The organism is Streptomyces longispororuber (genome assembly GCF_024448165.1).
GTDB lineage: Bacteria > Actinomycetota > Actinomycetes > Streptomycetales > Streptomycetaceae > Streptomyces > Streptomyces longispororuber_A.
The window spans coordinates 89,018-115,666 of record NZ_JAMOLN010000004.1; the positions used below are offsets into that span (position 1 = coordinate 89,018).

General features: G+C 72.1%; 23 protein-coding genes and 1 pseudogene. 9 read left to right on the plus strand and 15 right to left on the minus strand.

The features are described 5' to 3' along the window. Nucleotides 1–318: 318 nt before the first annotated feature. The 4 genes from M4J07_RS02260 (at nt 319) to M4J07_RS02275 (ending at nt 2,704) form a co-directional block, all read left to right on the plus strand. Entirely contained in the window at nt 319–726 is a 408-nt protein-coding gene (locus tag M4J07_RS02260) for an SsgA family sporulation/cell division regulator (protein WP_255966553.1), read from the plus strand. Nucleotides 727–776: 50 nt separating this feature from the next. Next, complete coding sequence (locus M4J07_RS02265) at nt 777–1,052, plus strand: WhiB family transcriptional regulator (protein ID WP_255966554.1); 276 nt, start codon at nt 777–779, stop codon at nt 1,050–1,052. Between the two features lie 156 nt (nt 1,053–1,208). After that, nucleotides 1,209–1,655, plus strand: a complete 447-nt coding sequence (locus tag M4J07_RS02270; RefSeq protein ID WP_255966556.1) for an acyl-CoA thioesterase — start codon at nt 1,209–1,211, stop codon at nt 1,653–1,655. Nucleotides 1,656–1,891: 236 nt separating this feature from the next. Continuing rightward, on the plus strand, nt 1,892–2,704 hold the full coding sequence (locus tag M4J07_RS02275) for an alpha/beta hydrolase (RefSeq protein ID WP_255966558.1): 813 nt from the start codon (nt 1,892–1,894) through the stop codon (nt 2,702–2,704). Between the two features lie 21 nt (nt 2,705–2,725). On the opposite strand, the gene M4J07_RS02280 is transcribed toward M4J07_RS02275, so the two are convergent. The 3 genes from M4J07_RS02280 to M4J07_RS02290 form a co-directional block, all read right to left on the minus strand. Next, nucleotides 2,726–5,488, minus strand: coding sequence for an AAA family ATPase (locus M4J07_RS02280; RefSeq protein WP_255966560.1), 2,763 nt, complete (start codon nt 5,486–5,488; stop codon nt 2,726–2,728). Nucleotides 5,489–5,992: 504 nt separating this feature from the next. After that, nucleotides 5,993–6,850: an oxidoreductase gene (locus M4J07_RS02285; RefSeq protein WP_255966562.1), complete on the minus strand. Its 858-nt coding sequence runs from the start codon at nt 6,848–6,850 to the stop codon at nt 5,993–5,995. A 106-nt stretch (nt 6,851–6,956) separates the two neighbouring features. After that, entirely contained in the window at nt 6,957–7,790 is an 834-nt protein-coding gene (locus tag M4J07_RS02290) for an oxidoreductase (protein WP_255966564.1), read from the minus strand. Between the two features lie 471 nt (nt 7,791–8,261). On the opposite strand from M4J07_RS02290, the gene M4J07_RS02295 reads away from it, so the two are divergent. Further along, nucleotides 8,262–9,371, plus strand: coding sequence for a peptidoglycan-binding domain-containing protein (locus tag M4J07_RS02295; protein WP_255966566.1), 1,110 nt, complete (start codon nt 8,262–8,264; stop codon nt 9,369–9,371). Between the two features lie 116 nt (nt 9,372–9,487). On the opposite strand, the gene M4J07_RS02300 is transcribed toward M4J07_RS02295, so the two are convergent. The 3 genes from M4J07_RS02300 to M4J07_RS02310 all read right to left on the minus strand — a co-directional run bounded on the left by M4J07_RS02300 (nt 9,488) and on the right by M4J07_RS02310 (nt 11,680). After that, entirely contained in the window at nt 9,488–9,838 is a 351-nt protein-coding gene (locus tag M4J07_RS02300) for a hypothetical protein (RefSeq protein ID WP_255966568.1), read from the minus strand. A gap of 64 nt (nt 9,839–9,902) precedes the next feature. Continuing rightward, on the minus strand, nt 9,903–10,592 hold the full coding sequence (locus M4J07_RS02305; protein WP_255966570.1) for a hypothetical protein: 690 nt from the start codon (nt 10,590–10,592) through the stop codon (nt 9,903–9,905). Nucleotides 10,593–10,651: 59 nt separating this feature from the next. Beyond that, nucleotides 10,652–11,680 (minus strand): SDR family NAD(P)-dependent oxidoreductase, encoded by a 1,029-nt coding sequence (locus M4J07_RS02310; RefSeq protein ID WP_255966572.1) that lies wholly within the window; start codon nt 11,678–11,680, stop codon nt 10,652–10,654. A 73-nt stretch (nt 11,681–11,753) separates the two neighbouring features. On the opposite strand from M4J07_RS02310, the gene M4J07_RS02315 reads away from it, so the two are divergent. Then, entirely contained in the window at nt 11,754–12,698 is a 945-nt protein-coding gene (locus M4J07_RS02315) for an AraC family transcriptional regulator (RefSeq protein ID WP_255966574.1), read from the plus strand. A gap of 55 nt (nt 12,699–12,753) precedes the next feature. On the opposite strand, the gene M4J07_RS02320 is transcribed toward M4J07_RS02315, so the two are convergent. From M4J07_RS02320 to M4J07_RS02335, 4 genes are all read right to left on the minus strand, one after another. Beyond that, nucleotides 12,754–13,521 (minus strand): hypothetical protein, encoded by a 768-nt coding sequence (locus tag M4J07_RS02320; RefSeq protein ID WP_255966576.1) that lies wholly within the window; start codon nt 13,519–13,521, stop codon nt 12,754–12,756. A gap of 274 nt (nt 13,522–13,795) precedes the next feature. Further along, complete coding sequence (locus M4J07_RS02325; RefSeq protein WP_374214980.1) at nt 13,796–15,076, minus strand: sulfite oxidase; 1,281 nt, start codon at nt 15,074–15,076, stop codon at nt 13,796–13,798. A 114-nt stretch (nt 15,077–15,190) separates the two neighbouring features. Beyond that, nucleotides 15,191–16,084: a DUF1963 domain-containing protein gene (locus M4J07_RS02330; RefSeq protein ID WP_255966578.1), complete on the minus strand. Its 894-nt coding sequence runs from the start codon at nt 16,082–16,084 to the stop codon at nt 15,191–15,193. Nucleotides 16,085–16,193: 109 nt separating this feature from the next. Continuing rightward, nucleotides 16,194–17,702, minus strand: a complete 1,509-nt coding sequence (locus M4J07_RS02335) for a DUF4246 domain-containing protein (RefSeq protein WP_255966580.1) — start codon at nt 17,700–17,702, stop codon at nt 16,194–16,196. Between the two features lie 188 nt (nt 17,703–17,890). On the opposite strand from M4J07_RS02335, the gene M4J07_RS02340 reads away from it, so the two are divergent. After that, entirely contained in the window at nt 17,891–19,408 is a 1,518-nt protein-coding gene (locus M4J07_RS02340; RefSeq protein WP_255966582.1) for a hypothetical protein, read from the plus strand. Between the two features lie 20 nt (nt 19,409–19,428). Here the strand turns inward: M4J07_RS02340 and M4J07_RS02345 are convergent, their stop codons facing one another. The 4 genes from M4J07_RS02345 to M4J07_RS02360 all read right to left on the minus strand — a co-directional run bounded on the left by M4J07_RS02345 (nt 19,429) and on the right by M4J07_RS02360 (nt 23,267). After that, nucleotides 19,429–20,085 (minus strand): TetR/AcrR family transcriptional regulator, encoded by a 657-nt coding sequence (locus M4J07_RS02345; protein WP_255966583.1) that lies wholly within the window; start codon nt 20,083–20,085, stop codon nt 19,429–19,431. Then, entirely contained in the window at nt 20,082–21,290 is a 1,209-nt protein-coding gene (locus M4J07_RS02350; RefSeq protein WP_255966584.1) for a globin domain-containing protein, read from the minus strand. Before M4J07_RS02350 ends, M4J07_RS02345 begins: the two co-directional genes overlap by 4 nt. A gap of 131 nt (nt 21,291–21,421) precedes the next feature. Continuing rightward, complete coding sequence (locus tag M4J07_RS02355) at nt 21,422–22,351, minus strand: alpha/beta fold hydrolase (protein ID WP_374214981.1); 930 nt, start codon at nt 22,349–22,351, stop codon at nt 21,422–21,424. 304 nt (nt 22,352–22,655) lie between these two features. Then, the gene (locus M4J07_RS02360; protein WP_255966585.1) at nt 22,656–23,267 is read right to left on the minus strand and encodes a hypothetical protein; all 612 of its coding nucleotides are present in this window, start codon (nt 23,265–23,267) and stop codon (nt 22,656–22,658) included. Nucleotides 23,268–23,474: 207 nt separating this feature from the next. On the opposite strand from M4J07_RS02360, the gene M4J07_RS02365 reads away from it, so the two are divergent. Beyond that, nucleotides 23,475–24,209, plus strand: coding sequence for an alpha/beta fold hydrolase (locus M4J07_RS02365; protein WP_255966586.1), 735 nt, complete (start codon nt 23,475–23,477; stop codon nt 24,207–24,209). 218 nt (nt 24,210–24,427) lie between these two features. Continuing rightward, a complete protein-coding gene (locus tag M4J07_RS02370; protein WP_255966587.1) occupies nt 24,428–26,380 on the plus strand; it encodes an N-acetylmuramoyl-L-alanine amidase in 1,953 nt (650 codons plus the stop codon). On the opposite strand, the pseudogene M4J07_RS02375 reads toward M4J07_RS02370, so the two are convergent. Continuing rightward, nucleotides 26,359–26,649 (minus strand): annotated as a pseudogene (locus M4J07_RS02375) (hypothetical protein); the annotation flags it as partial. The gene M4J07_RS02370 and the pseudogene M4J07_RS02375 overlap by 22 nt on opposite strands.

Sequence of the window (26,649 nt, forward strand, 5' to 3'; positions counted from 1 at the left end):
CCAGGGGGAGCAACGGACTTGCACGTGTGAGCCGGTATCGCACCGGCCCGGTGGACGCGAGCGCGTCGCCGCAGGTCACCGGCCTGGCGCCGCACCCCTTGTAGGGAACGCCCTACACCGGTGCGGGGCAGCCCCGAGCCGGTCCGAGGGAGCACACGACAGACCCTGCTGCGACGCCGTCACAGACTGGCGCTCGACGGACCGGTCCCGGCCGCCGCGTCGACCGACATCCGCAGCAACATCCCGCGCCGACCGCCGCGGGAGCCGCCCCACCCACACGTCCAGGCCGGTCGACCGGCCGTGCCCCAGGAGGCACCCGTGCCACAGTCCCACCTCTCCCTCCAGGTCACGCAGTGGGTGACCGACGAGCTCGCCCTCGCGCTCGACTGCGACTTCGGGTACGACTCCGACGACCCGCTCGCCGTCTCCCTGGACTTCGCCACCGACGGGACGCGTTCGGTGCGCTGGGTGTTCGCCCGCAGTCTGCTCGCCGAGGGGATGACCGCCCGTACCGGCGAGGGGGACGTGGCGCTCTGGCCGGTGCACGGCGAGGGCGGCGACCCGGACGCGTTCCAGGTGCTGCTGGGCGGCGCCCGCCGGGCGCTCGTCGAGATCGACGCGGGACCCGTCGCCGAGTGGCTCGCCGACACCTGCGCGCTGGTGCCGCCCGGCACCGAACTGGACGGCGTGGACTGGGACGCGCTCGTCGCCGAGCTCACCGAATGACCCGCCGCACCGCACCCCACGACACCCACCCCCTCTCCGGAAGGACGACCATGCACAACGCCCCGCGGCCCCTCCTCGTCGACTGGCAGTGGCAGCAGCGCGCCGCCTGCCGTGGCATGAACAGCGCCACCTTCTTCTCCCCGACCGGCGAGCGCGGCCGGGCGCGCCGCGTCCGCGAGGAGCGGGCCCGCCGCATCTGCGCCGGGTGCGAGGTCCGTACGGTCTGCGCGGCGACGGCCCTCCGGCACGGCGAGACCTACGGCGTGTGGGGCGGTCTCTCCCGCGACGAGCGCAGACGCCTCGACCACGAGGCGGCCGGCGGATGACGCTCCCGAAGGCATCCGGACGGAAGACATGTCACCGCCGTCGGCAGTGAGATACGTGTCTGAACCCACGGGCGCCTCACCCACGTGGAAGGGAGGGATCCAGCGGCCGACGGCACACAGCGGTCGTCGGCCACGACACGGAAGGCGGGTGCGGTCATGCCCACGGAATGGCAGAAGTCCTTCGAGGTCCGGTGGGACGACGTGGACCTGAACGGGCATCTGCGCAACACGCGGTACCTGGAGTACGCCGCCACGGCCCGGCTCGGGTTCCTCGTCGAGGCGGGGTGGGGACCGCGGGAGCTGCGGGGCGCGGGCCTCGCCGCCGTCTCGCTCGGTGAGGAAGTGAGCTATCTGCGCGAGGTGTTCCCGCTCGACGCGGTGACGGTCACGTCGCGGATCGCCGGACTGTCCGTGGACCGGGCGCGCTGGCGCTTCGAGCACGTCTTCACCCGGGAGGGCGGGGAGCGGGCGGCCGTCGTCCGCACCCTCGGCGCGTGGGTCGACGTGCAGGCCCGCCGGATCTCCCCGCCGCCGGCCGGCCTGCGGGCCCTCATGGAAGAGGCGCGGGCGGCCGACTGCGAGACGATCGGGACCAGGCGCTGACACCGGGGCGGGAGCGGCCGCCCCCGAAAAGGCTTGCGGGCGCGGTCCCCCGGCCCGGCGGACCCGACAGCCGGATCCGTACGTCACCGAGACCGCTCGACCAGTGGCGAGGTTCCTCCGCCGCGCCAGGTTCAGTCATTCGACTGTCGTCCGGGGGGCCGCGCCTGGACGATCCTGGACCGGGCGCCGCCGCGCCGATGCCGGCGCCGGACGATCGTGGTCGACAGGAGCCAACCGTGAAACGTACTCCCGTGGTGTTCATCCATGGCGCGTGGCTGCACGCGCTGTCCTGGGAGCCATGGGTGGAACGCTTCACCGGCCGGGGGTTCCGCGCCGTCGCGCCCGGCTGGCCGGGCGAGGCCGCCACTGTGCGGGAGGTGAGGGCGGTACCGGGCGGGCTCGCCGCCCTCGGCCTGGACGACCTCACCGAGCACTACGCGGGCATCGTGCGCTCCTTCGACACCGCGCCGGTCATCGTCGGGCACTCGGTGGGCGGACTCGTCGCCCAGCAGCTCATCACGTCCGACATCGGCCGAGCCGCGGTAGCCATCGCGCCGGTCCCCGTCAACGACGTCCCGGTCAACGACGTCCCGGTCAACGACGTCCCGGTCAACGACGTCCCGGCCGTTCCCGGCGAGGGGCTGGTGACGCTGACGCCGGAACAGTTCCACCACTTCGTGGCGAACACCCTGACCGCGGCCGAGGCGGGCCGGCTCCACGAGGCGTTCGCGGTGCCGACGTCGTACCGGCTGCTCACCGACCTCGGCCGGCCGGCCGGGCCGCTCGGTCCCGCGGCCGTGGCCGACGTCGGCCGCTCGGCCCGCGGCCCGCTGCTGCTCGTCTCGGGCCAGGAGGACCGGCTCGTCCCCGACGCGGCCACCCGCGCCGTGTACAAGCTCTACGGCGACACGGCGGCGGTGACCGACCTGAAGCAGTTCGCCAACCGGGCCCACTCGCTCGTCATCGACGACGGCTGGCGGTCCGTCGCCGACCACGTGCTCGGCTGGCTCCACGAGCAGGGCATCCGTGGTGGCCCCGCCGAGCACTGACGCCCGGCGGACCGGTACGGGTCACACGTGCTGGTCCGCCGGCAGCCTCCCCAGGGCGTCGCGCAGCGCGGCCCGCGAGGTGATGCCGAGCTTGGGGAACACGCGGTACAGATGGGAGCTGACCGTGCGCGGCGACAGGTGCATCCGCGCCCCGATCTCCTTGTTGGTGAGGCCGCCGGCCGCGAGGTCCGCGATGCGGCGCTCCTGCCAGGTGAGTTCGGTCAGCTGGGTGGCCCCGCTGGGCGTGGGCGTGCCGGTGGCGCGGAGCTCGGCGAGGGCGCGTTCGGTCCAGGGCGGTGTGCCCAGGCGCTCGAACGTCTCGGCGGCGGCGGTCAGCGGGACGCGGGCCGCCTTGCGGTCGTGGGTGTGGCGCAGGTGGATGCCGTGGGCGAGCCGGATACGGGCGAGCTCGAACGGGAATCCGGCCGCGGACGGCAGCGCCTCGGCCCGCCGGAAGTGGTCCTCCGCCTCGCCGGGGTCGGTCGCGGTGAGCGCGAGCGCGCCCTCGGTGACGAGCGCGAGGCGCGGCGACACGGCGGGCAGCCCGGCGTCGCGAGCGGCGACGGCATGCCGGCGGGCCTGTTCGGTGCGGCCGGTGTGCAGGGCCGCTTCGACCAGGTCGAGGAGGGTGCGGGGGGCCTGGTGCGCGTAGGCGGCGAACGTGCCGGGCGGGGTGATGCCGATGGCGTGCAGGTACGCCGCTTCGTAGTCGCCGTCGGCGAGCGCGGCCGTGGTGCCGATGGCGTCGGCGATCTGGGTGAGGAAGCCGACCCCGCGCGGCCGCGCCCACGCGTCGACGCCGGCCTGGAGCTCGCGCGCGTCGTCGCCGCGGCCGCGCAGGGCGGCCACCAGTCCCAGGTACGCGCGCGTGTGCTGGGCGAACAGCACGTTGCCGTGGGAGGTGGTGACCTCCAGGTTGCGCTGCCCGGTGCGCTCGGCGTCGTCCCACTCACCGGCCGCCATCTGGTCGAGCATGATGTGGTGCAGCATGGTCATGCCCGTCGACACGGCGCCCGTCTCCACCTCCCGGTCGACGACGCGCTGGAAGCGCGGGCGGTACGGGCCGAGCATGTCCACGTGGTAGGCGGCGGCGCCCAGGCGGGTGATGTCCCACGGTTCGTGGTCGCGCAGTTCGGCGAAGGCGCGCTCCACCCGTTCCCGTACGCCGGCGCCCCGCTGGACGACGTCGCCCCACGCGTCCTCGTAGATCCGCGAGTTCGGGGGCACCAGGTCGCCGAGCGAGCCGAGGAGTTCGTGCGTGCGCTGCCAGGCGGCGGCGTCGCCCGTGTACTGGCTGATGGCGAGGAGCAGGTTCACCAGCCGGGTCAGCACGTCGTTCGGTTCGGTCACGCCGGCGTCCCGGGCGGTCTCGATCGCCGCGTGCACCTGGTGGTGGGAGGCCCGTACGTCGCCGTCCTCGTACAGCGCGACGTAGGCCGACGCGATCACCGCCGCCGGGGACTCGGCGGAGCCGCCCACCGCGTCGTGGTGGACCAACTGCCGTGCCTTGTCGAGGAGTCCGGCGTGCGAGGCGATGAACGCGGCGTCCTCCAGCCGGCGGGCCCGCAGATCGCGGCCCGGGCTGAGCTCGGCGGCCCGGGTCAGCCAGGCCACGGCCGCCCGCGAGCCGCCGCGCCGGGTCGCGGAGTCCGCGGCGGCCTCCAGGACGGCGGCGACCTCCTCGTCCGGGTCGACGGTCGCCGCCGCCAGGTGCACGGCGTGCCGCTCCAGGTCGTCGCGGTGCACCCCGGCCAGGACCAAGTGGGCCGCGCGCCGTTCGTTCGGCGTCGACATCTGCACGACGGTCGAGCGCACCAGGGGGTGCCGGAAGACGAAGTCGCCGGAGAGCGGATCCAGGTCCAGCAGGCCGCGGGCCGCCGCCTCGTCGACGCCCGTCATGCGGTGGCGGCCGCGGCCGGTCGCCGTCCCTGCCCCGCCGCCGTCCAGGGCGCCGCGCAGCAACTCCCCGCGCACGGCGCCGTCGAGCGCCGCGATGCGGGCGCCGTACACCTGCTGCAGGCGCTGCGGCAGCGGGGTGCCCGTGTAACCGCCGGGCAGCGCCGCTTCGTCGTCCGCCGTCAGGGCGCTGCGCTGCACGTGGGGCGGGAGTTCCAGCAGGGCGAGGGGGTTTCCCTGCGCCTCGGCCAGGACGCGGGCGCGGATCTTCGGGGCGAGGCCCGGGTGGCGCAGGTCGAGGAGGCGCTGCGCGGCCTCGTCCGTGAGCGTGGTCACCGGCAGCCGGGGCAGCGCGGCCGTGTCGAAGCCCGAGGGCACGTCGGAGCGGAGGCCGACGGTGAGGCGCACCGAGCTGCCGGTGAGCCGGCGGCCCACGAAGCCGCACACCTCGGTGCTCGACGTGTCGAGCCACTGGCCGTCGTCGAGGACCAGGAGCAGGGGCTGCTCGGACGCGGCGAGCGACAGCAGGTCGAGGACGGCGATGCCGAGCGTCATGACCGACGGGGGAGTGCCCCCGCTCCGGCCGAAGACCACGTCGAACACCCCGCGCTGGCCCTCGTCCAGCCGGTCGATGCTGGGCAGCAGCGGGTAGAGGAACTGGTGCAGTCCGGCGTACGGCAGCTCCGACTCGGCCTCGACGCCCGCCGCCCTGATCACCTTGTGGTCCTCGTCCCCGGCCAGCCGGGCGACGTGGTCGAGCAGGGCGCTCTTGCCCACGCCCGTCTCGCCCCGCAGGACGAGGGCCTGGGAGCCGGCGCCCCGTACGAAGTCGGACAGCACCTCCTGCTCGTGCTCGCGCCCCACCATCGACCCGTCGAACGACTCCATCGTCCCCCCACATCCTTCCCCGCTGGAGGAGAGCGCCCCGAGATGTGTCGGGGTCACCCGTACCGAATGCGCCAAGCGCAGTGGGTGTGCATACCCCGGCCCGGCACATGTGTCCGCGCGGTGTGTCCCCACCCTGCGCAGAAGCCTAGATGCACGCGCAGGTTTCGTCATTCTGTGTGGCCGAAAAATGCTGCCCGACGTGTGCGACATGTCTCTCGCTCGGGTGTCAACCGTCCCGTCGGCTCACACGTGGACCGGGCCCGGCCCGGGCGTTCTCCGCGCGCCGTTTCAGGCGGGCGACCCACCGGCCACGGGGTCCGGACGATCCGTCACGCCGCCTCCCACGGCCGGCCGAGGCAGGCCCGACGCGGCGCGTGGACCCGGCCGCGCCCGCCCCCGGTCCCGTACGGCCCCTGCATGCACCGGAGTGCAGAGGACGCCTCGGACACCTCCTGCCAGGCCTTCTTCTCCTGTCCGGCCGGGTCCCGGGGGCGGTGGCGGGGGTCAGAGCACCGCGTGCTCGGCGGCCCCCGGGAAGTCCGTGCTGTACGCCAGCTCGCTGCCGGCCTCGAACTCGGCCTTCAGCAGGTCGAGCTTGACGCCGATCCGCCGCTGCGCGTCGCTGCCGAGCACGACCCAGTGGGGCGGCTGCGCGGCGGTCACGGCCTGCTGGATTGCCACCGCGGCGCGCGCCGGGTCACCGGGGAACATCTCAGGGGTCAGGCTGCCCATCATGGCGCGGAAGCCGCCGGCCGTGGCGGCGTAGTCCTCGATGGTGTCGCCGGACGCCCGCGTCCGGTTCTCGATGCCGGTACGGAAGGAACCCGGCTGAATGATCATCGCGTGCAGGCCGATGGGCTCGATCTCCTGCCACAGAGCCTCGGTGAAGCCCTCCAGCGCGAACTTGCTCGCCGAGTAGTAGCCGTTCGCCGGAAGGCTTGCGAGACCGTCCATGGACGAGACGTTGACGACGGTGCCGCTGCGGCGGGCCCGCATGCCGGGCAGCACCGCGCGGGTGAGGGCCACCGCGCCGAAGAAGTTGACCTCGAACAGCCGGCGGTAGTCGCTCTCCCGCTGCTCCTCCAGGGCGCCGATGAAGTCGATCGCGGCGTTGTTGACCAGGACGTCGATGCCGCCGAACCGCTCCTCCGCGGCGCGGACCGCGGCCTCGCGGTCCGCGGGGTCGGTGACGTCGAGCTTCACGGCGAGCGCGGTCCGCGGGTGGCGCGCGGCCAGTTCGGTGGTGGCCTGCGTCGAGCTGGCGGTCGCGACCACCTGCTCGCCCTGGTCCAGCAGGTGTTCGGCGAGGGCCTTGCCGAGGCCACTGGACGCGCCGGTGATGAGCCAGGTCTTGCGGGACATACGGGTCTCCTTTGAACGGGTTCGAGCGAGGGGTGAGTGCGGTGAGGTGGGAAGGCGGTTGTGCGGGAAGGCGGTTACGCAGGAAAGGGCCTGCGCAGGAAAGGGCCTACGCCGGGAAGTCGGCCGCGCCGCTGGCCTCCGCCCACTTCCGCGTCTCCGCGGCACGGGCGTCGCCGGCCTCCAGGGCCATGGCCACGGCCTGGGCGCCGAGCAGGAGCCGTCGCGGCGGGTCGTCGTGGCGTGCGACGTCGAGGAGGACCTGGGCGGCGCGGGCCGGATCGCCGGGCTGGGTGGCGCTGTTCGCCGCCCGGTAGGCGTTCATGGCGCCGACGGTCTCCTCGTAGTCGGGCCCCACGGCGTGCAGTTCCATCGAGGAGCCCTGCCAGTCCGTGCGGAACGCGCCCGGTTCCACGATGACGACCCGGACGCCGAACGGCGCGACCTCGGTGGCCAGGACCTCGGAGAAGCCCTCCACCGCGAACTTCGCGCTCTGGTAGGCGCCCATGCCCGCCGTGCCGCCCACCCGGCCACCGAGCGAGGAGAACTGCAGGAACGTCCCCGAGCGCTGTGCGCGCAGCACTGGCAGGGCGGCCCGGGTGACGTTCACGACGCCGAAGAAGTTCGCCTCGAACTGGGCTCGGAAGTCGTCCTCGGTCATCTCCTCGATGGGGGCGCTGTTGGCGTAGCCGGCATTGTTCACGACCACGTCGAGACCGCCGAAGACGTCCACGGCGACCTGCACGGCACGCTGCGCGGCGGCGGGGTCGGTGACGTCGAGGGCGACGGTCCGCACCCGGTCCCCGTGCAGCGGGACCAGGTCGGCGAGCTGCTCCGGGCGGCGCGCCGTCGCCACCAGCCGGTCACCGCCCGCCAGTACGGCTTCCGCCAGGGCGCGCCCGAACCCCCGGGAGGCGCCAGTGATCAACCACGTACGAGTCATGCTGAATCCTTCGTCGATGCCGGACGACGAGGCGCCGCACATGTGTGAGCGGGGCGTCCGGTGCAGTGACTTCACTGTCGCCGTGAACGCCGGGCGACGCCTCCGTCGTTCTACTGCCGACCGTGCCGGGTCCGTACGCCGACGAAAGCGCCGGAGCCACGCGGACTGAGTCATACGTATGCCGACCGACGCCGGACGCCGGAGGCCCGGCTCTGCTCGGCTCGGCTCAGCAGGGAGGATCGCGCCGCGCACCACGGTTCGTAACGCGCCCGGTCGCACGTTCCGAACATTGTCGGGGTCACGTCACCGACCGGTGCGGCTTCCGCACAGGGCTGGGCCAGGACCGCGGACCTTGCCATCGTGAGGTCGCACCAGGAGCCGCAGACGGCGACTGGGGGACGTCCAGCACGTCGCGTCCCGGTTGGCCCACCAGGGCCGGCGAGCCACGACACACGGGAATTCGGGGGAATCATGTCTCTTCGCAACAGGCTCACTCGCCGCGCGCAGATCACTCTCATCGGCGTCGCCGCCGGAGGCGTCGCGGCCGCCGCGATCGCCGTCGTCCCGTCGATCGCCGACAGCGACTCGTCGGGACCGACGACGATCGACGTCCAGAAGGCGGCCGCCTACGGGCCCGAGCCCGAGGCCGACAGCAAGCTCGTCACCCAGACCAGCGAGCTGGCGTCGATGGCCACGGCCAGCCTCTCGCGCGACACGATGATCAACCGGGCCCGCACCTGGCTCACCGCCAACAACGGCGGCCCGGTGCCCTACAGCATGGAGCGCAACTGGAAGGACGGCTACCGCCAGGACTGCTCCGGCTACGTCTCCATGGCGCTCGGACTGGGCAAGCCGGGCCTGAACACCGTCGGCCTCGCCGACTCCCGCAACGGAGTCACCAAGCGTCTCGGCAGCGTGAGCCAGCTCCTCAAGGGCGACCTGCTGATCGACTACAGCACCAGTGACGGCGACTTCCGCCACGTGGTGATCTTCGAGAAGTGGGCCAACGCCTCGCACAGCGCCTACTGGGCGTACGAGCAGCGCGGCACGTACGGCACGACGCACCGCCAGCTCAAGTACGGGATCGGCAGCGACAACTACGACCCCTTCCGCCCGGTCAAGCTCAGCGGTGGCGGCACCGGTGGCGGTGGCGGCGGGCAGGTCCCGGCGCCGAGCGCCTCCTGGCCGATCCTGAAGAGCGGCTCCAAGGGCGCGGACGTGCGCTCCGCCCAGCAACTGCTGGCCGCGCAGGGCTACTCGCTCACGGCGGACGGCAGCTTCGGCCCCAACACCCGTGCCGCGGTCCTCAAGTTCCAGAAGTCCCGGTCCCTGACCGCCGACGGCGTCATCGGCCCCAACACCTGGTCCAAGCTGGTGAAGACGGTCAGGTCCGGCTCCTCCGGCCAGGCGGTGAAGGCGGCCCAGACGCAGCTCAACGTGTACGGCTACGGCCTCAAGGTCGACGGCGCGTTCGGCGCGAACACCAAGTCCGCGACGACCGCCTTCCAGAAGAAGCACGGCCTCCAGGTCGACGGCGTCGTCGGCCCGCAGACCTGGCGCGCCCTGCTGGGCACCCGCTGACCCGAACGACGGTCCCGGCGACCGGACGACGGCGCTCCTTCCCCCGCGTACCGGCTGGTGGGGAAGGAGCGCCGTCGTCGTCATCGGCGGCGGCGAACGCGTACGGCCCGAGAGGTCTACTCGGGGGCGGCCGTTGCCCGCTGGTGCCGGCGGACGCGCCGCGTCATGACGACACCGGGGATGCCGAGGGCCAGGAGGACCGGGACGGCGGCGGCGATCCCGAACCAGAGGAAGAGGGCGAGATAGCCGGACGCGGCGTTCTCGGTGTCCGCGTCCGCGTGCACGAGGAGGACGACACTGGCCACGAGGGCGACCGCCATGAGGCTCGCGACGACGATCGCGAGCGCCAGCAGAACGCGGGCCCACCGCCGATAGCCGGTGCTGACCTCCGGGACCGGTGGCGGCGGGTACCAGCCGGGCGGTGCGGGCATCGGCACCGGGCGGCGGGGTGGCCATTGATCGGACATGAGGCCCAGTTCTACTGTGCCCGGCCCCGGAACACCACCCGCGCTCCCGGGCGGGAGCCGCCGGTCACCCCTTCGTCTTGTCCCACGACCCGCTGTTGAAGCTGCGCAGCAGGGCGATCAGCGCGGCGCCGAGCCGCCAGTCCACGCCGGGCGCGTGCAGGTGCAGCTTGTCGCCGCCGGACCTGAACTCCAGCGGGACCTGTCCGTGCGCACGCCACCTGATGCGCCGCGGGGCGCGTGCGAGGCCGCCCTCGTTGCCCGGAACGCTGTCGAAGACGGAGAACACGAGGACCAGGACCATGAAGGGCAGCGCCAGCCACCACAACCACCACCACACGATCCGGCCCTTGAGGCCCACCGCGTCGGGGCCGCCGGACTGACTCACGGTCCAGCGGGTGCGCAGCCGCCGGCCGCGCAGCGCCTTCTCGCGGACGACCGTGCCGATCAACTCCCCTTGCGAGCCCAGGACTTGGAACGTCGCGACGCCGCCGGTGGCCGACCTGGTCACCACGGTCGCCACCCGCTCCCGGCGGCGGTCGTCGGACCACAGCGCGAAGTTACGGACTCCGCCGCCCCGGGCCGCGAGATAGGCGGGGACGCCACCCGGCGGCAGGTCCCGCTCCACGTACACGGCCGAAGGGGCCGGTCCCGAGGTGTCGGCGAAGCTGACCATGGCCGCCACCCTCTCGGGCCCGCGGTCGTCGGCTCTCTTCATGCTCTTCGGGCCGTTGTACATGGTCAGTACGTTGCTCATCCAGGGGGCTCCTCGGCGCGCGGGCGGGTAGGGCGCAAGTCTCGCCCACCCGACCACTCTCAGACAGCCCCACCCGACGGCCGGGCGATCAGACGCTCGCTCAACTCCCACAGGCGGCGGGCGGAACCGGGGTCGATGGAGTGGGGCGCGACGTCGGCCGGAACCGTACCCGCGTCCGGAGCGGTGAGGTCGACGGGCCGGGTGTCCTCGTCCAGCGGTGAGATGTCGCTGTTGTTGAGGTAGACGCCGCCGATGCCGTCGAGCCGGGGACTGGTGGCAGCGAACAGGATGGTCGCCGCGCCCTGCTCGGGCGTCTTCTGCCCACGCTCGGGGGCGATGACCGGCTCGCCGGACGCGTCGATGAGACCCATGGCTCGCTGCGCGTCCTCACCCACCGACTTGTTGAAGGCGGTGGCGGGCACGATGCCCGGGTGCGGGGCGTAGGCGCGGATGCCGTCGGCGGCCCAGCGCCGGTCCAGCTCGACGGTGAACAGCACGTTGGCGGTCTTGGACTGCGGGTAGGCGAGGCCGGGGTCGTAGCGGCCGGTGGTGAAGTGCGGGTCGTCCCAGAGGATGTCGGACATGCGCTGGGCGCCGGAGCTGGTGGTGACGACCCGGGCCCCTCCGGCGGCGCGCAGCGCCGCGTGCAGGCCCAAGGTCAGCTGGAAGTGGCCGAGGTGGTTCACGGCGAACTGTGCTTCGTAGCCGCGCGCGTCGTGGACGAGGGCGGCGGCGCCGGGGAAGCCCGCGTTGTTGACGAGGATGTGCAGCGGGCGGCCGGAGTCCAGGTATCCGGTGACGAAGGCGTCGATCGACTCCGGGTCGAGCAGGTCGAGGCGGCGGACCTCGACGCCCGCGAGCCCGGCGACCGCCCGCGCGGCACGGTCGGTGTCGCGGGCGCCGACGGTGACCGAGGCGCCCGCGCCGGACAGGGCGCGGGTGGCGACGAGGCCGAGCCCGGAGTGGCCCCCGGTGACGATCACGTTCTTGCCGGTGAGGTCGATGCCCGCCATGACGTCGGCGGCCGTCGACGACGGGGTGAATCCGGAGGCGATGGGGCGCTGCTTGTGTGCGGTGATGAGCGTCATGTCTTCAGCGTGCGCCACCTCGACCGGACTCTGAATACTTGTAGATCCGGGTTTTCTTCGCGAGAGTACAGACATGGAGAGAGACCAGCTGTCCCAGGTGTTCGACCTCATCGAGGTCCGCGGAGTGCTGTCCGGTGGCTTCGCCGCGCGTGGACCGTGGGTCTCGCGCGGGGAGCTGGGGACCACGTTCAAGTTCTTCGCGCTGGTGAGCGGGCGTGCACGGCTGACCACGGACGGCCTCGACGCGCCGATCGAGCTGGAGCCGGGCGACGTCGCGGTCCTGAACAACCGGTCGTGGCTGGAACTCGAAGGCGGCACTGACACCGGCACCGGCGGTGGGCCGCGTCGTGAGATCCGGCCCGAGGAGGACGCCCCCGCGATCGATCTCGCGGGAGTCGACTTCGACACCGACGACGTCCTGGTCGGCGGCCGGGTCGACCTGGACCCCGCGGGCCGGATGCTGCTGGCGCAGGCGCTCCCCCCGGTCGGCCACATCCGGGGGTCGGTCCGGGAGGCGGCCGGCCTGCGCGCCACCGTCCACCGGCTGTTCGACGAGGTCAGCGGCGGCCGGATCGGCGCGGAGTTCGCGATCCGCCAGCACGTCCAGCTCCTGGTCCTGGAGATGGTCCGCGCCTACGTCGGCCAGGCCGAACTGCCCCCGGGCTGGCTGCGGGTACTGACTGACGAACGGTTGCGGCCGGCCGTCGGCCTCATGCACGCCGATCCCGCGAGGGCCTGGCACCTGGACGAACTGGCCCGCGCCGCGGCCATGTCCCGCACGTCGTTCGCCGAACGCTTCAGGGCCGTGGCGGGCGTCCCGCCGCTCACCTACCTCACGCGCTGGCGGATGCTGGTCGCGCAGCAGACGCTGCGCGACCAGGACGTGTCCGTCGGAGCCCTGGCGTCCCAGCTCGGGTACACCTCCGAGAGCGCCTTCAGCACCGCGTTCAAACGCCAGGTCGGCCAGTCGCCCCTGCGCTACCGGCAGGGGCAGCGGCTGCGTTCGGGTGCGGCGTAGGAGGGCGCCGGTCCCGCCTCGACCGACGCCCGCCGGAGGCCACGAAGGGCAGGGGCTACGAGACGAAGCCCCGGGTCACGTGCGTGCCCGTTCCGGCGTTCTCCGCCTGGTAGTTGGACGTGCCGACACAGTCGCTGTACTCGTAGTTGGCTCTGGACGTGCCGCTCAGGCCGCCCGCGTCCGTGGAGGTCGGGCCGCCGAACACGGCGTCGGACCTGGGCATCTGCGCGCAGCTCGGGATCCCGGCGTAGTACTCGACGAAGCCGCCCTGCGAGCCCTGGAGCTTTCCGCTGCCCGACGGCAGGCGCCAGGAACCCAGGTGCACGGACGTGCCGGTGACCGAGTCCCGCGCCGTTCCCTTCCAGGTGTCGGTCCCGGACTGTTCGACCTTGATGTCGTACCGGTGGCCGTAGACCGCGTCGAAGTCGACCGCGCAGGTCACGCCGGGCCCGCCGTCGGCGCCCGCGTGGCAGAGCGGGTCGGTCGTGGTCGCGCCGTCGGTGAAGGTGGAGAACCGGGCCGAGAGCCGCTCGTGACCGCCGCTGTTCTCCCGGGGCTGGAGGCCGGTGTAGCCGAAGGCGTTCGCGAAGTCGAACTGCTGGGCGAAGTAGATCCCGCTCTGGTGCGCCGTCGCGGGGTTCACGGTGATGGGGAAGGTGATGTTGCTCATCCCGCCGGACGGGACGCCGGCGATCGACCATCCGATGGAGACGTTGCCGCCGCCCACGGACGCGGACGCGGCCTGGGGGGCGAGCGCGAGCAGACCTGCGGTCGCGCCGACGGTGGCCCAGCGGCGCAGAGTCGATCTGACGTGGTGTGACATGTGCCGTCCCTCTCTCGATGTGTGGGGCATCAGGGGCTCGCGGGCCACCGCACCCGAGGGGCGCGACGGCCGCGAGGACGCACTGTCCGGAGAAGGAGGCACGTGTGTCGTGGGGGAGCTCGGCCCACCCGCCTGCCCGTGCCGCCGTTCACCCGAGGGACGCACCGTGGCGGTCCCTCAGGGCTCCTTCCACACCGGTTGTACTCGCCCGTACCAGGTGGCTCCATGGACGAACGAGCAAGGGGACTTGGACTCTTCACCGGTACCGGTGATGTCAGACGACGGTGACCGGGTGACGCACCACGGCGTCGAACAGATAGCCCTGCGTGTTGTGCTGCGTGGCCGCCGGTTGCGTACGTCCCGTCGTGTCGGTCGCGCGGGCGAGGACGGTGGCCGGGCCGGGGGTGGTGGGACGCCAACTCGCGGACCAGCGGACCCAGTCGGCGCGTCGCGGGGTGTCGTGGAGGCGGGCGCGCCGCCAGGTGTGACCGGCGTCCGTGCTGATCTCGACGCGGGCGATGGTGCCCGCGCCGGACCAGGAGCGGCCGGTGAGGCGGTGGCTGGTGTCGGCGGGAAGGCTTGCGTTCCACGGGAGTTCGAAGGCCGACTTGATCGTCTGCCGGGACAGCGGTGTGCTGCCCCCGGGCGGGTACGCGTCGCCGAACAGACGGTAGAAGTCGGTGTTCCAGGGCGAGAAGAGGGGCTCGGTGGAGACCTCGATGTCACCGACCCACTTGATCGAGGCGATGCCGATCCAGGCCGGCACGATCAGCCGGACCGGGGCTCCGTGGTCGGGCGGCAGGGGCTCACCGTTCATCTCGTACGCGAGGATCACGTCGTCCAGCGCCTTCGCGACGGGCAACGGGCGCCGAACCCGCCCCAGGTTCATGCCGTCCGCGGTGACGTAGTCGGCGTCGAGACCGCGCGGCAGCACGTCCACCGCGTCGCGCCGCAGCCCCGCCAGCCGCAGCACGTCGGCCAGCCGCGCGCCGCGCCACCGGGCCGACCCGATGGCCCCCAGCGTCCAGGCCGTACCCGAGACGCTCTGCCCCTGCTGGCTGGTGAAGTAGCTGCGCCCGTTGCCCGCGCACTCGACGACGCAGGACCGGGTCACGGCGGGCAGACGCTTGAGATCGCCGAGGGAGAACTCCCGACCACCCCCCTCAAGCCCGCCACCCCACACCTTCAACGCCCAGTCCGCGGAATCGAGTTGAGGACTGGAGGTGTGATTCCGGACGAAGAAGTGCGAGACGGGAGTGTGGTGCCCGCTGTCCGCGAGGGCCGCGAAGTTCGTCTCCGCGTTCGTGCCCCGCGCCGTGAACCACGCCTCGGGAAGCGGCTTGACGATCCCGGCCGCCGCCGTGGCCGCCGACGCACCCCGCGCGGCCGCCACCGGCAGCCCGGTCGCCAGCCCCGCGGCGGCGAGCAGCCGCATCACGTCACGCCGGGCCACCCCATCGGCACGGGCCCGCCCACTCAGCCACTGCCGCAGCCGCCGCCGATCGTAGGCCGCCTCGTCAACCACCGCTTCACGTACGTCCGTAGAGATCGTCACGCGGCGAGTGTAGGAAGCCCACATCCTGCGGCCCAGGCCAACTCCGTTACCGCAATGCGGTGTTCACAACACGGGGTGCGGGTGCAGGACGTGGCTCTGCTGCCGAGACGAAGGTCAGGAACAGTCGGAGTGATACGCGAAAGGCCGGTCGGGGCAGCGCAGGCACTCGAAGAGGTAGATGCCGCCCATGTCCCCGAGCATCAGCCCCGGTGCGCACTGGATCCGTGAGCGCTCCTCGTAGGGCAGGTCCCAGATCGTGCCCGTGGCGGGGGTGTCCTCGACGGGGAGCCAGGTGCGCCAGCTCTCGCCGTCGAACTCCGCGGAGTTGATGGTGAGCAGGTGGTCCATGCGCTCGGCGCAGCTCGGGCACGTGGGCCAGTACGGGTCCTGCGTCCAGGTCGGGTAGCCGCCGACCTTGATTCCCTCCGACACGGAGAGGTGCGACCAGTAGGACCAGCCGGTCTCCTCCTCCAGCTCCTCGAACCTGTCCTCCAGCGCTTCCGCGACGTCGTCGGGCAGATCCCAGTTCGGGTAGTCGGTGACCCGTTCCGGATGCAGGACGCAGGGGTTCGGGAGGTAGTCGTCGTGGGTGTCGGTCGGGCGGGGCGGGGCGGCCGCCTCGACGTCGATCAGGGAACTGTCCCGCCAGAAGACCTCGGGGCGCGGCACGTAGCCGTGCTCGTGGTCGAACGGACACCACAGCACCTGCAGCAGATCCGTTCCGGCGGGGTACGGCAGCTCAGGCACGTCGGCGGCGAAGAGTTGAAGGACCGGGACCAGAGGGATCGGCCCTGGTCCCGACGGGGAGAGGGCCGTGCGCGGGTGGTCGTCGTCGCAGTGCGGCCACGGCTGCGGACCCGGCCACAGCAGCGGTCCACCGAGAGAGCTCTCCCGTATGCCGGGGTCACCGGCACGCGGATGCAGTCGGACGGCGTCCCGACGGTGAACACTCACCTCCGGGAACAGCGCCTCGACGTCGAGAGGGCGTGACGGAGTGGTGCGAGCCATCTGAAGTGCTCCTCATGGGGCGGGTGGACGGGAGGAGCCGCGGTACGTCCGAAGCTCCGCCACGTCACTTTCGGCGGAGCTTCAGACGTACCCGCCCCAGTCAGTTCGGTCAGTGCTCGCAGAGCGAGAACTCCCGCTCGTAGAGCTGCTCGTTGTGCTCGGCGACGAAGAACTTGCGTTCCCGCATGAGCTCCTCGCGGTAGCTCTTGGCCTGGTCGAGCGTCATGGTCGACGTGGCGGCCCAGGGCTGCTGCGGGGGCACGTCGGAGGTCGAGACGATCGTCTCCGACGGGTCGACCAGGAAGAACGCGAGGATCTTGCGATGCCCGGGGCGCGCGGGGTCCGCGAGACGGAACGGGCTGACGCGGTGCTGCAGGACGTTCGGGAACGCCAGGCAGCGGCCGGCGGGCGTCGAGGCCGACCCCAGCGTCTGGTTGAGGGCGTCCTCGTTCTCCAGGCCGTAGACCTCACGCATGCCGTCGTCGTCGTTCTGCTCGTACTCCGGGTCGTCGAGCGCCGTCCGGAAGCTCAGCCGGCTCTCGGTGATGTTCTCGCTGTCCCAGTAGTAGATGCCGGTCGAGACGATCCGCTCGTTCAGCATGCCCTCGACGTGCCAGGAACCGCCCGGGTACTCGGGCCGCTCCGGGGTGAGGTGGATCGTGGCGAGTTTGGCGATGACCTGGAGACGGCGGCCGCGCAGATCGACCCGGGCGGAGTCCTCGGGCGCCTCGGGCGCGGTGAAGGCGGGGGCGTCCGGAACGACGGGGTGGCGGTTCTCCCGCCAGGCGTCGTAGGCGGTCTCCCACGCCTGGTAGGCCTCCTTGTAGGCCTCGTCGTCACCGTCGGCCGTCTTGCGCGGGTAGACCGGCTCCGCGTCGTACCAACCGTAAGGATCGGTCTCGATCCGCAGGGGCCGCGGGTGGCGCAGATCGGTGAGGACGTTCTCCCACAGGGGACGCATGCGCGCGAACAACTCGGGCAGGACGGCGTTCAGGGCGCGGTGCTGCTCCGGGTGGACGTTGTTGACGTACGAGCGGAAGGCGACGTCGCCGTCGGCACGGACGTCGACGTCCGTGGGAAGCCACTGGAACTTCTCCGAGAACTCGTACTTCGAGTAGCGGTCCGTCGGATTCCGCCAGGCCCGCTCGGGCGCCCCGCTCACCCCGTTCACGAGGCAGAAGAGCGAGGGGTGCACCAGGTCCAGCACCTGGCCGTCCGACCCGGGGTGCCAGTCCTTCTCCGCGTCGGGCACCTCTTCCAGCACCCGGACGGCCTCCCGCAGCCGGGAGCGCAACTCCTCGTCGATCAACGTGTCCGACTGCCACACCCCGTCCACGGCGGACACCTCGATGCCGGTCCGGCCGTCCCGCAGCGCGGCGTAGTGCGCGAGTTCGGCGAGGACGTAACGCACCTGGGCCTCGGTGAGACCCTGGCCGATCGCTTCCTGCGTCCACCGGGCGACGATGCCGGCGTCGTCCTTCTTGTCGAACCAGTCGGGCTTCGCACGGATGTGGGCACTGCACTGCATCATCTGCAGTTCCCGCAGCGTCCGGGGCGTCGCGAACGATATGGAGCGGGAGGCGTGAAAGGGCAGCGGGAAAGCAGACAGGCCGGTCAACTCGCTTGGTCCTCACAGTCGGGCGTGTGATCGACCGGAAGACTACTGGAGCACGACACGCCGTCCGTACCGGCCGTGCAGAGGCACCGGAACACCGGGGCGCAGCAGCAGCTCGCGTGCCGCCAACCGTGTTCGGTCCCGTCGAAAACGGCGGGCCATTCGGCCGCTCACCGGGCAGGATGCGCCCTGTGCACCATGTCCTGTGCGGTCTCGCCGACAACGCCGCCCTGCCGGCCGAGTTCGTCGACCGGCTGATCGCCGTCGCGGACGAAGACGTCGCCGCGCACCTCGCCCGCCGCCCCGACCTCAGCCACGCCCAGGCGGTCGCGCTGGCGGCCCGGAGCGAGGGAAACGCCGTGCAGCTCGCCCACTTGGGCCGGTTGACGGCCGCCGACGTCGACCCCGCGACACAGCCGGACGCCGCGCTCGCCGTGCTCGACGAAGGCGCGGGCGACCCGGAGTGGACGAGGCTCCTCGCCACCGATCCGAACGTCGAGCGCCGGGAGAAGCTGGCAGCCTGCCCCGGGCTCCCGGCCGACGTCGTCGACACGCTCGGCGCGGATCCCGACGTACGGGTCGTCGCCGAGCTCGCGCTGTGGGCCACGCCGGACCGGGCTGCGGGCCTCGCCCGGCACCCGCACGCCGAGGTCCGTCGCGCGCTCGCCGCCAACGAGGCGACGCCCCCGGCCGTCCTGGCCATGCTGATCACGGGCGAGGGCCTGCCGCCCGCACAGCGGTGCCTGGTCTGCGACCGGGAGGAGACACCGTTCGTCCACGACCGGAACTGCCCGCGGTTCGACTGCGACTTGCTGCCGGGCGCCTCCTGCGACGGCTCCCACGCGTCCACCCTGCACGACCTCCGGCAGGCCGCACTGCGCAACCCGGCCACGCCCACCGCAGCCGTCGTCGGCTTCGCCGACCACCGCTCCGCCCTGCTGCGTTGGGCGCTCGCCACGCGCACCGACCTGCCCTCACAGGTGTACGCGCGACTCGCCGCGGATCCCACCCCCGGCGTCCGGGCCGACCTCGCCGAGAACCCCGCCGTCGACGACACGCTGATCCGCGCCCTCGCAGGCGACCGTGACTCCGAGGTACGGCGCGCGCTCGCGCACCACCCGCACGTACCGCTCGACGTCCTCGTCGACCTGACCCGCACCACCAGGACCGGCCCCACCCTGCTGCCGCGGATCGCCACTGCATCCCCCACCGAGGTCGAGGAGTTGGCGCGGTCACCGCATCCCGCCCTGCGGATGCTCCTGGCCCAACGGCGCGACCTGCCGCCCGGGATCCGCGACGCGCTGGCCGCCGACCCCGACGCGAAGGTGGTCACGTCCGTCGCCGCGCACCCGGGCCTGTCCGAAGCGCAGTTGCGGGCCATGGTCGGCCGGCACGGGGTCCGCGTCGTCGCCCGGGTGGCGGCCAACCCGGACGCGTCTCCCGCACTGTTGGAGGACCTGGCCCGTCACGATCCCCCGGTACGGAAGGCGCTCCGGGCGGTCGCCCGGCACCCCAACGCCACCGGCTCGGCGCTGCGCGACTGCCTGCCCGACGAACAGGCGCGCCCCCTGGCCGCCGGCCACCCGGCCCTGCCGCCCCACCTCATCGAGGAGTTGCTGACGGACGCCGACTGGCAGGTGGTGGAAGCCGCGGCCGCGAACCCGTCACTGCCGCGTGCCGTGACGGCGGGCCTGTTGTCCCTGCCGTAGTCCCGGTTGTACCGCCCCGCTCATGCGGGCCGCGAGCGGATGAGGCCGATCATGGCGTGGTAGAGCGCCGGGCGCGGCGGAGCCTCCGGCAGTGGTGTGACGGGTGCGTCCGGGGTGGCGTAGGCGCGCAGCATCTGTGCCACGAGGCGACGCGAGGCGATCCCGGCCGCGGTTCCGGCCGCTCCGACGACGCCCGCGTTGGCCAGCAGCAGGACGGTCAGGTCGCGGTCGCTGAAATCCTCGCGCAGGCAACCGGCCTGCTGGGCACGGGAGATGAGCCCCAGCGCGCCGCGGGCCGCCGCGGCGCGTCGGGTCTCCACGACTCCGGCGGGGAACGTCATCGTCAGGGCCTCTACGAAGGTCGGGTCCGCGGCCTGCAGGGCGCAGACGCACCGGACGTAGTCGGCGAATCCCTGCCACGGGTCCGGATCGTCCGAACAGGCCGTCACGAGGCGGTGATGGGCCTCCACACGGTCCAGGAACACGGCGTCGATGAGACGTTCCCTGGTGCCGAAGCGACGGAACAGGGTCGCGTTGCCGACGCCTGCCTCGCGGGCGACGGCGGTCATGGAGACGCCGAGTCCCTCGCGGGAGACGAGACGGCGGGCCGCCGCCACGATGCGTTCGCGATTGCGCTCGGCGTCGGTCCGCAGCGGCGAGCACACCTTCTCGCTCACTTGCTGAGCCAGAGGTCAGGGCCGAACACCTCGTAGTGGATGGACCTGGGGCTCAGCCCGTGGGCGAGCAGGTCGCCGCGGACGGCCTTCATGAAGGCCAGCGGCCCGCACAGGAACGCCGTGGTGTCGGGCGAGGGGGAGAGACGGGCGACGTCGGCCCAGCCCTCGTTGACGTGGTCCGCGGCGGCGTCGGGGTGGTCGGTGTCCTCGTACCAGACGTGCAGCGAGGCACGGGGGAGCCGGTCGACCAGCTCGACGAGTTCCAGGCGATGGGCGTGATCGGCGGGGGAGCGGTCCGCGTGGACGACGGTCACCGGCCGGTCGGGCGAGGTGGTGGCCAGGTGGTCCAGCATGGCCAGCATGGGGGTGACGCCGATGCCCGCCGAGGCGAGCAGCAGCGGGCCGTCGCCCTCGGGGAGCAGGAGGTCGCCGAAGGGGAGCGAGACCCGGAGGGTGTCGCCGGCCCTGGCGTGGGCGTGCAGCCAGGAGGAGACCTCGCCCTCGGGCACCCGGCCGTCGGCGGAGTACTCCCGCTTGACGGTGATGCGCCAGGTCTTGAGGCCGGGGGCCGAGGCGAGGCTGTACTGCCGTATCTGGTGTGCCCCGTCGGGCAGTTCGACCCGTACGCTGACGTACTGGCCGGGGACGAACGGCCCGGCCGGCGACCCGTCGGCGCGGCGCAGGACGAGGGACACCGTGTCAGGGGTCTCCTCGTGGCGTTCGGCGACCTCCATGGTCTGCCAGACGTCACCGTCCTCGACCTGGGCCTGCGCGTACAGCCGGGCCTCCATGGCGATGAGGGCGTTGGCCATCAGCCAGTAGACCTCGTCCCAGGCGGAGGCCACCGCCGGGGTCACCGCGTCACCGAGGACCTCTGCGACGGCTCCGAGGAGGTGGCGGGCGACCAGCGTGTACTGGTCGGAGGTGATGCCGAGGGAGGCGTGCTTGTTCGCGATGCGGCCCAGCACCGCGTCGGGGCGCTCGTCGGGGTGCTCCACGAGCGCGGTCGCGAACGCGGCGACGGCACCGGCGAGCGCCTCCTTCTGCGCGCCGCTGGCCTGGTTCGCCCGGTTGAACAAGTCGCTGAGCAGCTCGGGCCGTTCCTCGAACATGCGGCGGTAGAACAGCTCGGTGATGGTGCCGAGGTTGGCTCCCACGGCGGGGAGGGTGGTGCGGACGATCTGTGCGGACCGTTCGGACAGCATGTCGACTCCAAACTGGCAACTGAGATGCATATTTAACGGTGCGAGTCACCACCGGTGAATCATCCGTGCTCGCATGAATGACCGGACAGCGGCTCACTTTGTGACAGCCACGACCGCGGCTGCGCGGATGGCTACGACGACGGAACGCCGTGCTCCTGGAGGAACCCCAGCACCGCGGCACCGAACAGCGCGGGCCGCTCGACGTGTCCGAGGTGCCCGGTGTCCTTCAGGACCGACAACGCGGCAGCGGGCATCGACTCGACCAGGAGGCGGGCCCAGCGAGGACCGCAGATGAAGTCGTCCTCCCCGGCCAGGACCAGCGTGGGAACGGTGACACGGGACAGCTCCGCCCGCACGTCGAACGGGGCACCCTCGCCCCGGTTGGGAGCCGCGTACATCCGCAGCGTCCGGCGGGCAGGCCCGAACTCCCCTTCGCGGCCCCAGTAGTTGAAGACGTAGGCCGGCATGATCTGCCGCAGGACGGTGGTGGCTCCGTCGTCGTCCAGGGGGCCGAGCGGGGTGGTGAGGGCGGCGGTGTAACCGGCTACCTCGGGATGGGCCTCGACGTTCCGTGCCACGAACCGCTCCATGGCGGCGACCGCCGCCGACCAGAACGCGCCGTCCGCCACCGGGGAGGTGTCGTACAGGACGAGGGAGGCGAGGCGGTCCGGGTGGTCGAGTGCGTACCGCTGGGCGACGAAACCGCCGTGGGAGTGCCCGAGCAAGTGAACGCGCGGCTGTCCGAGGTGGTCGACGACGTGGTGCAGGAGGTTCGCGTACGTGGCCACGGTGTAGTCGCCGGCGTCCGGCAGCCGCCCGGACCGGCCCGTGCCGACCGGCTCGACGTAGACCATGGTCAGACGCTTCTCCAGCTCGGGCGTCCGGAGGTACTCCCAGCCGATTCCCGGTCCGCCTGAATGAGCGACGCACACGGGGCCCGAACCGGCGACGTGGTACCGCTGTACGACGCGGGCGGTGCCGTGGGGGACGGTGAGCGCATGGGTGCCGGGAGACAGCGGTGCCGACTGGTGAGGGTGAGGGTGAGGGTGAGGGTGCTTCACGCCGTCCGATGATCCGTGCGTGACGGCCCTGCTTCAAGCGAATCTGCCACTGTTGATGACACTGTTACCGACCGACTCACTTCTCCGAGCATACGGTGTCAATGGGCGTGCAGACGTGCGGTAGGGTGAATTCAGTGTTTCCGACGCCGAGGCGTATTCCACCCGGAAGGCGTCGGACACACTGTCGCACCCGCTCCACCGAACCGGGTGGGTGCTGTGGTCCCCGGACGCTTTCGATCCCCCGCGAACCGGCGTCCGGGGCCATGACAACCATGACCCGCCTTCGCCATCCGGTCCGTCGGGGTCAGGACCGCTGGGCACGGTAGAGGCCCCGGCCGGTGCGCTGGACCCGGGAGGCGCCGACGAGACGGTCGAGCGTGCTGCGGATGGCGTTGATGCTCCCGCTGTCGGTGGCGCGGCCCAGTGCCGCCGCCACGTCGCGGGCGCGCACGTCGGTGTCACCGGCCTGCGCGAGGTAGGCGAGGATCTGTTCGGTCAGCCGGCCGTACGGGCGGTCCGTGTCCGTGTCCGTGTCCGTGTCCGTGTCCGTGTCCGTGGCGGTGCTGCTCTTCACCCGGGAGGTGTTCTTCGAGCGGGGCGCCCGCTTACCGGACTTCGTGGCGCGTTTGGGCGGCCGCGGGGCGGCGGGTTTCGCGGCGGGCACCGGGTTCGCAGCGTTCTCCGCCTCCTCCAGCCCCTCCGAGCCCACTGAATCCGCCGGGCCCGTCATCACGCTTTCCAGGGCGTGCACGGCCCGGCGCACGGTGTCGAGATGGGCGGCGACGGCGGCGAGTTCCCTCTCCAGCGCCCGTTTCTGCAGCTCCAGACGGTCGAGGTCCCCCTGGAGACCTTCAGCGGTGCTCTCGATGGTGCGGGCCGAGCGGGCCGAGCGTGCAGTGCGCGATGCCGAAACCATGTCTCCCTCTCATCCCACTCGCGTGCCGCGGGCAAAGGACTTGTCCACCGATTGTTGCCACTGTCATGGCAAAGCGCAACGGTTGCGTGCCTCCCGGCGCGTCAACCGCCACCGCTCCGGAGGGCGGGCCGAAGAAACACGATGTGACAAGATGTGTCTCCTCTTTCGCCCGCGAGGCGCAGCCGCCTCATGAAGAAGGAATCGCTCATGCCTGCCATCCTGATCCACGGCGTGCCTGACACCCATCACGTATGGGACGGCGTGCGACAGCACCTGACCAGGACCGACGTGGAAGCCTGGGACCTGCCCGGCTTCGGCGCCCCGCGTCCGAACGGATTCGGCTCCACCAAGGAGGAGTACGTCGACTGGCTGATCCGACGACTGGAACGGGTCGGCGAGCCGGTCGACCTGGTCGGCCACGACTGGGGCTGCATCCTCACCCTCCGCGTCGCCTGCCTGCGCCCCGATCTGGTCCGCACCTGGGCCGGTGGCAACGGGCCGGTCAACTCCGCATATGTGTGGCACCCGTTGGCCAAGATCTGGCAGGACCGGGTCGAGGGCGACCGCTTCATGCGCGAACTGCGCCCCGAGCCGTTCGCCCAGGACCTGGCGGCAGGCTTCGACGTGCCCATCCGGCCGGCCAAGGAGATGGCGAGCCGCGTGGACGAGCCGATGAAGGACTCCGTCCTCAAGCTGTACCGCTCCGCCGTCACCATGGGAGCGGAGTGGGAACCGGGACTGAAGGCCGTGTCGGCGCCCTGCCTGGTCTTCTGGGGAGCGCTCGACCCCGCGTGCCAGATTGAGTTCGGACGCAAGCTCGGCGCTTCGCTGCACGCCTCCTCGGTGGTCGAGATGGACTGCAACCACTGGCCGGTGCTCCAACGTCCCGCCGAGGTCGCCGAGTTGCTGGAAGGCCACTGGAGCGCGCACGCCGCCGACTGACGACCACAGGGACGGTCCGCACTGGCCGAATTACCACTGTGTTGACCGAGTGGCCCGTCTGATACGTTCAACACGAAACAGTGTGAACGCCGGGGTTCGGGCCTCCTCGCCCCGGCGACCGCACAACTCCCCTGGCGCAGGCCCCTCATGGGCGTATCACCGCCCCGCCGCGCCTCGTGACGAAGACATCATTCGGCTCGTTCAACAGTGGGACTGACATGACAGACAGATCGCCTACTCAGGCATCTCGCCGCAAACACGCCCTGCGCCGCAGGCCGGTCGCGCTCGGCGCGGCGGCCCTGGTGGTGGCGGGCGCGATAGCCGTCCCGGCGGTGGCCCGGGCGACGCAGGACGATCCGGCCCAAGAGACAACGCTGCAACAGGAGTTCGCGCAGGCGGCCGACGAGTACCAGGTCCCTCGGAACGTCCTGCTCGCTGTCGCCTACCAGCAGTCGGCCTGGGAGACCCACCAGGGCGGACACAGCACCTCCGGTGGATACGGCCCCATGCACCTGACCGACGTCACCGCCGACATGATGGCCGGCGGGGCGGCGGGCGCGGCCGGCCGGTCCGACGTGAAGAAGCTGGCGGCGGACGACGCGCTGCACACGCTCCGGGCCGCGGCCCAGCTGACGGGCCGGTCGACCCGTGCACTGCGCGACGACCCCGCGGCGAACATCCGTGGCGGAGCGGCGCTGCTCGCGTCGTACGAGAAGCAGCTCCACGGCAGGCTGTCCGACGATCCGGACGACTGGTACGCGGCTGTCGCCCGCTACGCCCAGGCACGCGACCAGCGGGGCGCCGCCGCCTACGCGAACCACGTGTTCGCCACGATGAAGAAGGGCACCGCCCGCAGGACGTCCGACGGACAGCGGGTCCGGCTCGCCGCCGACCCCGCGGTCGCGCCGGCCGCCACGCAGCGCGGCGAGCTGAAGCTGCCCGCCGCCGCGGCCACGGCCACCGAGTGCCCACCGACCCTGGCGTGCGCGTTCGTTCCCGCCCACCCGTCGAACGGCCAGGCCGCCGACCGGCCCGCCAACGGCACCGTCATCGACCAGATCGTCCTCCACGACACGGAGGGCTCCTACGCGTCCGCCATCGCCAACGCCCAACTCGCGGGCACGGCCTCGGCGCACTACGTGATCCGTTCCGCCGACGGCGCGGTCACACAGATGGTCCCCACGCAGAACCTCGCGTACCACGCGGGCAACTACGTCACCAACATGCACTCGGTCGGCATCGAGCACGAGGGCTTCGCCGCCCAGGGCGCCACCTGGTACACCGAGACCCAGTACCGGGCGACGGCCGACCTGGTGAAGTACCTGGCCGCACGCTTCGACGTACCGCTCGACCGCCAGCACGTCGTCGGGCACGACAACGTCGTGGGGCCCAACTCCTCGCTCGCGTCCGGGGTGCACTGGGATCCGGGACCGTTCTGGGACTGGGACCACTTCATGGACCTGCTCGGCGCGCCCGTCGACGGCAGGCACGGTGTCGGTGACATCGGGACCGCCGTCACCATCGCGCCCGGGTTCGCCCACAACCGGAACACCGTGCGGATCTGCCCCGAGGACGACCCGAGCGGCGCCACCCCCGAGTGCGCCGACGTGCGGCGGGCGTCGAACTTCGTCCACCTGCGCACCGCACCCCGGGCGTCCGCACCGCTCTTCGGCGACCAGGCCCTGCACCCGGACGAGCCCGGGACCACCCGGGTCGACGACTGGGGCAGCACCGCGCAGGCCGGACAGCAGTTCGTCGTCGCGGACAAGAAGGGCGACTGGACCGCGATCTGGTTCAGCGGCAGCAAGGTGTGGTTCCACAACCCGCACGGTGCGCACACCGTTCCGGCGCCCGACGCGACCGTCGTCGGCCCCGTGGGCGTCGAACCGGTGAAGGTCTACGGCACCAGTTACCCGGACCCCGCCGAGATCCCGGCGGGCCTTTCACCGTCGACGCAGGCGCCCCTGAGCATGTACACCGTGCCGGCGGGCCAGGCCTACGTCACGACGGCGCCGCCCCGGCTGACCACCGACTACTTCCCGTCCGCCGCCACCAAGGTCGTCTTCGGCGGCAAGCGGATGTACACCATCCAGTACGGCCACCGTACGTCCCTGGTCTACGAAACGGACGTGCGGGCGAAGGGGGTGGCTCAGGGCTTGACGGCGCGGTAGAGCCCGCGGCCGGCCCGCTGGACGCGCGACGCGCCGACGAGACGGTCGAGGGTGCTGCGGACGGCGTTGATGCTGCCGCTGTCGGTGTCGCGTCCCAGAGCGGACGCGACGTCGCGGGCACGGACTTCGGCGCCGCCCGCCTTCGCGAAGTACGCCAGGATCTGCTCGGTCAGCTTGCCGTACGTCTTGCCGTCGTCGGCGCCGTCGTCGCTCCGGTCCGCCTTGGCCGGGCGCTCCTTGGCCGCAGCCGTGGGTGCCGCGGCTGCGGC